General features: G+C 43.3%; 7 protein-coding genes, 1 tRNA gene and 1 pseudogene. 5 read left to right on the top strand and 4 right to left on the bottom strand.

The genetic code is table 11. The features are described from left to right. Positions 1-59 precede the first annotated feature (59 nt). On the bottom strand, positions 60-761 hold the full coding sequence (locus tag RMX89_RS30880) for a hypothetical protein (protein WP_322674734.1): 702 nt from the start codon (positions 759-761) through the stop codon (positions 60-62). Positions 762-1,056: 295 nt separating this feature from the next. Between RMX89_RS30880 and RMX89_RS30875 the strand changes: the two genes are divergently transcribed. Further along, positions 1,057-1,129 (top strand) — tRNA-Ile (locus RMX89_RS30875). A 98-nt stretch (positions 1,130-1,227) separates the two neighbouring features. Here RMX89_RS30875 and RMX89_RS30870 read toward each other — a convergent pair. Beyond that, positions 1,228-1,662: a hypothetical protein gene (locus RMX89_RS30870; RefSeq protein WP_322674735.1), complete on the bottom strand. Its 435-nt coding sequence runs from the start codon at positions 1,660-1,662 to the stop codon at positions 1,228-1,230. A 106-nt stretch (positions 1,663-1,768) separates the two neighbouring features. On the opposite strand from RMX89_RS30870, the gene pyrE reads away from it, so the two are divergent. Beyond that, complete coding sequence (pyrE, locus tag RMX89_RS30865; protein WP_322674736.1) at positions 1,769-2,392, top strand: orotate phosphoribosyltransferase; 624 nt, start codon at positions 1,769-1,771, stop codon at positions 2,390-2,392. 16 nt (positions 2,393-2,408) lie between these two features. Then, the gene (locus tag RMX89_RS30860; protein WP_322674737.1) at positions 2,409-2,735 is read left to right on the top strand and encodes a hypothetical protein; all 327 of its coding nucleotides are present in this window, start codon (positions 2,409-2,411) and stop codon (positions 2,733-2,735) included. Positions 2,736-2,950: 215 nt separating this feature from the next. Here the strand turns inward: RMX89_RS30860 and RMX89_RS30855 are convergent, their stop codons facing one another. Both RMX89_RS30855 and RMX89_RS30850 read right to left on the bottom strand, forming a co-directional pair. Further along, positions 2,951-4,465, bottom strand: coding sequence for a sensor histidine kinase (locus tag RMX89_RS30855; RefSeq protein ID WP_322691627.1), 1,515 nt, complete (start codon positions 4,463-4,465; stop codon positions 2,951-2,953). Continuing rightward, a complete protein-coding gene (locus RMX89_RS30850) occupies positions 4,462-5,145 on the bottom strand; it encodes a response regulator transcription factor (protein ID WP_322684369.1) in 684 nt (227 codons plus the stop codon). Before RMX89_RS30850 ends, RMX89_RS30855 begins: the two co-directional genes overlap by 4 nt. 148 nt (positions 5,146-5,293) lie before the next feature. On the opposite strand from RMX89_RS30850, the gene RMX89_RS30845 reads away from it, so the two are divergent. Beyond that, positions 5,294-5,563, top strand: coding sequence for a hypothetical protein (locus tag RMX89_RS30845; RefSeq protein WP_322691626.1), 270 nt, complete (start codon positions 5,294-5,296; stop codon positions 5,561-5,563). A 146-nt stretch (positions 5,564-5,709) separates the two neighbouring features. After that, a pseudogene (locus tag RMX89_RS30840) lies at positions 5,710-5,922 on the top strand (hypothetical protein); the annotation flags it as partial.

The following is a 5,922-nucleotide window of genomic DNA, read 5'->3' as shown; positions in this document are numbered from 1 at the left end:
CAGTCCCCAGTCCCCAGTCCCCAGTCCCCAGTCCCCAGTCCCCAGTCCCCAGTCCTCTCCTACCTTTCTACAGGAATATTCGATGCCTCTAGCTTCAATTGTTGAGCGGGATAATCAGTGAGAGCAAGTGATATTTTCTTGACATCATCAAGTAAAGCTGTAGGAATGCTTACTGTACCTGAAAATGCTGGCCCATTTACAGGCAATTCTGTTGGTAAACCCTCTGTACTCGCACTCAGGGTTCGTCCTTTGTCATCAGTAACATCTAAAAAACTATACAGGAAGCGCACAGAATCCTTACCTTTGTTCTGCATTTTCACTTTCAGTAGTAAATCACCACCAGAGTAGCGAGCAGATTGTACAGTCATTGTTACACCCTGACTTTGGGCAGTAACCGGAAAACCTGGTAGGGGCTTTTCTTCAACTACTTCTGGGGGTTTTTCCTCTGGCTTCTGCTTGCTGCTATTGGTTTCTTCATCATCTTCTTCGGGCTTTTCAGATTTAGCGGCTTTAGTCTTACCCTCAATTCGCGCCTTGACTATTTTCAGAATTTCTTCCTCTTTTAATAGCACTAGCCCTCCCTGTTGAGAGCTATTTGCCTTATTGCTGGCAAATTTAGTTGTAGGACGCCCATCTGGTGTAGTCACGCCTTTAAGTGCTGAACTCCCCAGTTCAAAGCCCAATAACGCGCTCACAGAACCTGCTCCCATCATCAGAATTAACAAAATCAAAGTAAGAAGTACAGTAGAATTTATTTTCATCGCTGACAAGCTATCACAATAGAATGCTGGTCTATTTAAGAATAGTGAAGCTTTTGACCTCAATCCTTAAAGGAACTTAATCAATATTAGTTTGCACTATATCTATGATCAAATTATGTAGTATAAAAATCTAATAAACTATTGTCCAGTATTCACACGTGGTAAATTTGTGCTATATTCATTGAATTGGCTAAACTCAGTGCGTGAAGTATTTTGCTCGCTCTAAAATTAGTAAATAAGGTTGACCTAAGAGTTGAAGTAATTTTCTCGTAGCAACCCACACACCAAAAAACAAGCGCCTTTGGCCGATTGGGGAGGCAACGAACTCATAATTCGTCTTCAGGCTGGTTCGATTCCAGCAGGGCGCACTGAATCATAAAAAATGGGCATGGGGGATGGGGCATGGGGCATTGGGCATGGTTTATTCTCCTTGTACCTGCATTTTCCCACTCCCCACTCCCCAATCTTACCGAGATGGTAATGTTTCAAACCTGAATTCTGTTCCTACTTTGAGTTTGTTGCTATAGCGAGGAGACACGAGCAACGATGTGTCATAAGGATTTGGTAAATCAGGAGTACGAATATAAGGATCGTTGCCAACTTGCTGAGTCAGGGCATCATGATATAAAGTATTAACCAAATTGGCGTCGCGGGCAATTTCATTTTCTGGGAAGGAACCACCGAAACCAGAACCAGATCCGAAAAATGAGTCTAGCTGACGCTTGAGGCTGCTACTATTTTCGTAGAAATTGCGATCGTGACGAAAATAAGCTCGTTCAAATACATCATTCATAGTTTCAGAATTGGGTGTTGCCGTTTGGGCAGATGCAATAGAGGGAAAAGCAATACCAGCAGCAAGCAGCACCAATAAACCACCAAAGGTTTTAAATTTTATACGCACGTTTTTGACTCCTCAACTTTTGCTTTGGGCGAATCTTAATTTATGCTGAAGTTCAGAACTCTGATGAGTTCAACCTTTGGTGTAGCACAACTTTTAATGTTTTGTAATGACGTATCCTACTGAAACTCTTACCCACTCAGATATTTGGGCAACCACTTCGGATTTGACCACTTTACGCCACAAGTTACTAGATTTATTTTGCCAACTTGCTTATCAAGAGGGTGATTTTCTCTTATCTTCTGGGCTGCGTAGTTCTTATTACGTCAATAAGACACAGGTAACACTCCATCCTCAAGGTGCTTTAGCAGTCGGACGATTACTATTTCCTTTATTACCTGTAGATACACAGGCTGTAGGTGGTTTAACAATGGGAGCCGATCCAATTGTGACAGCAGTGAGTATAGTTTCTGTTTATGAAAACCGCCCAATACCAGCGCTGATTATTCGCAAGGAAGCCAAGGGTTATGGAACAAAAGCTTATATAGAAGGCCCCAGTTTACCAGAGGGCGCAAAAGTAGTAGTTTTGGAAGATGTAGTCACAACTGGGCAATCTGCTCTAAAAGCGGTTGAGCGTCTTAAAGATGCAGGTTATACCGTAAATCAAGTAATTTCACTGGTAGATCGACAACAAGGGGGAGGTGAGTTGTACCAGTCAGCAGGGTTGAAGTTTGAAACTTTGTTTTCGATTCAGGAAGTTCAAGAACGCTACCGACAACTTGCAAATTCATGAACTAAAGGAGATAAATATGCAAGCAACAGTATCCACACTAACACAAGAAAAAGTTGATAAAGCTGTGAGCGCAATTCTTGAAGTACTAGGAAAGCCAGAAAATGATTTACACCACAAAGCGTTAACAGCTTTTCAGAGTGGCGATTATCAAACTGTAAAGAGACTGGCATCTACTAACTTGACTGATGATTATTGCAAAGCTTTGGGATATCTGGGAGGAGCGCTGAAGTTGACTCCAAACACTGATACTATTTTGGCGGAATCGGCTCGTAGTGCAGCTGAATTTGTCAAAGAAAAAGCATTGCAGCACCTTGGTCTTAAGATCGCTGATGCTTTGAATTAATCAATGCAATGAGCTTGCGCGATCGCTCTTTCGATGGCGGTATTGTACTTATACCGATTCAATTAATGATTGCAACACATTCTTGGGTAAAGGCGCGATGAATCGGTGTAAAGTAAAGACGCGATGAATCGCGTCTCTACAAATGGTCTATTTGTCGCATTCTTTTTTCAAATTGGTATTACTTTTTTCGGCTTCTTGTAGTAATAAAAGAGGGATTACTTCATCGGTAAGGTGAGGGTGAATGCTGTTTGACCAGAAAGTGTTAAGTCAAGGGTAAGGTCGCCACGATGTGCCCTGGCAATTTCTCGGGCTAGGCTCAGTCCTAGTCCGATTCCTTCTACCTTGCGGTTACGTGAGGGATCGCCGCGATAAAATCGGTCAAAAATGCGATCGCGATCGCTTAGGGGAATATCTTTTGATGTATTGACAATGGTGACGTGAAGAGTTCTTGGAGTTTGATGAGCGCGAATTTGTATCCAGCCGTTGGTGAGATTGTATTTAATTGCATTACTAAATAGGTTTTGCAAAACTTGAATTAAAAGATCGCGATCGCCTTTTACCCGCAACCCATCAGTAAAGTCAGTTTCCACAGTCAAATGGGGAGCTAGCATTTCCACATCTTCTAGCATCTCCATCAGCAACTCAGACATATCTACTTCAACCAGATACAAGCTCATTTTTCCGGCATCTGCCAGAGATAGCAGCAAGAGTTTTCGCATAATTCCACTCAGGCGGCGCACCTCATCTAACAAATTGCTTAGCCGCTGTTGTACTTCACTACCAGGATCGACTTGTTGGAGTGTTCGTTCTAGTTCGCCTTGCAAAATAGTCAGTGGGGTTTTTAGTTCATGAGCCGCATCACCACTAAAGCGGGAAGCTTGGGTAAAACTACGTTCCAAGCGGGACAACATCAGGTTAAACACTTGAATCAGTTCGACAAATTCAACATCAGTTGTCCCAATGGGAATCCGCTGATCTAGCCCTTTGACAGTTACCTGTTGAATTACGCCCGTTAATTGCCGGATGGGACGTAAAGCACCACCAGAAACTAACCATGCTCCCACCGCAACCAACAGCAACGCTCCCGGAATTGAAACCAGGAAGATATTGCGAATGATAGCCATATCTCGATCTACGGCTTGCAAGCTAACGGCAATGGCAATCTGAGCATTGGGAAATTTAGTTGCTCCAATCCGCCAGACTGCTGTTTTTGTCTGCTCTGTGACAAATTGAGGTGGGCGTGGACGAATTAGCGGCGGCCGCTCCAAGGATGGATTTGTATTAGAGGGTAAAGGTGGTGGTTCTCTCTTCGGCGACGGTGGTAGAGGTGCCAACTCAAGACGCTTCAGCAACAGACGATTTACCTCAAGGTCGGCAGGTAGGGAGTTGGATTGATAAAGTATATTGTTATTTGTGTCCAGCACCACCAGGGCGACGGGGGTTTTTGTATTGGTTCCGAAAGCATAAGATAAGGAATCTTCGTAAAACTGCCATCGCGATCGCTCGCGTGAGTTTTCTCTTTTGGAAAAGGCTGCGCCAGTGGGAGGTTCCTCTGGTGGAGGGAAGTTCGGAGTTGCCCGCATCAAGTGATTTAATAGTTCTGCATCCAGGCGGCTAATCTTAGCATTGTAAATCTGAAACCAGGAAACCGCGCCAAATCCGACTAATGTGCTGCCAGCTAGAGCCGCAGACAACAGAGCAATGCGGAGTCGAAACGAAGGAAGTTTCATGATGAAGAATCTGGCTTGCGAAATCGATATCCAACCCCTCGAATGCTTTCAATCCAGACTACTTGATCGATGGGGTCAATCTTTTTACGAATTCGCTGGATACAAACATCCACAACGTTGGTGTTGGGGTTAAAATCGTAGCCCCAAACGTGTTCTAAAATTTGGGTACGAGTAAAAACCCGTCCGGGAGAACGCATGAGATATTCTAGAAGATTAAACTCGCGGCTGGTGAGCTCTATCACCTGGCGATCGCAAGTGACTTCTCTAGTGATGCGATCGAGTTTGATCGGCCCAACGCAAAGTAGATTTTGGCGATCGCTTACACTCCGGCGCACAACGGCATGAATTCTAGCTGCTAATTCTTCCACAAAAAACGGTTTAGCGATATAGTCATCCGCTCCCAAATTTAGCCCTTGCAAGCGATCGTCTAATTCATTCCGAGCCGTCAACAAAATCACCGGAGCATTCCGACCTTGCCGCCGTAATAGTTTTAGAATTGATAGTCCATCTTTTCCCGGCATCATAATGTCGAGTATTATCGCATCATATTCGTTGTCTAATGCCCGCAGATATCCGTCATCACCGTTATCGCAGTAGTCTACAACAAATCCCTGCTCCTTTAATCCAGCCCGGACAAAGTTAGCAATTTTCGCTTCATCTTCAACAAACAGAACATTCACAGCATTTATTAATTCATATATTCTTCTATTCTAAATTCATTATTTTTTATTCAAATTACAAAACTGTAATTTAGAAAATAGGAAAGCTGTAATTTTGAGGTGGCTCAATTATAAATATGAACACCGTAGCTTTTAAAGGTTGATTTTTATGAATATTCGTCGAGTCTTAGCTGTAGCCGCAATTCCTTTTTTGATTGGTACATTCGGTTTTGTTGCACCCAATCAGGCAAATGCCGCTAATCCACCTCATCGGAACGCCGAGATTTCACAACAGCCCAACAAACGGCAAATATCTGATGAAAAACCACAAATTAGACATTCTAAACTTCGTCCACATCAGAAAAAGCGTACTCCCCAACGTCCCCAACCTCATAATCAAGAAGCAGTTCAAAACCGGGTAGAACGCAATAACCGTTAAATTTATGCACCCTTGCATTTGCCTCGCCCTCAGCGGCGATCTCATCAGAGTATTGTTGTTTCTAAATTACAAAACTGTAATTTAGAAACAGGGCAAACTGTTATTTTGAGAAGACTTAATTATAAATATAAACCTTTGGAGATTTAATGATGAATATTCGTAGAGTACTAGTAGTAACAGCGATTCCTGTTCTGGTTGGCACATTTGGTTTGATTTCACTCAATCAAGCAAATGCTGCTAATCAATTCGAGCGAATTGCACAGGCGCAACAACCGCCCAACGAACCATCAAACGAACGGCCGCGTCCACCCAGACCTGATTTTGCAGCCGCCGCAACCAAATTAGGAGTTACAGAAGCC

It is taken from the genome of Nostoc sp. DedSLP04 (assembly GCF_034530775.1).
GTDB lineage: Bacteria > Cyanobacteriota > Cyanobacteriia > Cyanobacteriales > Nostocaceae > Nostoc.
This window is presented reverse-complemented; position numbering and strand designations above follow the sequence as displayed.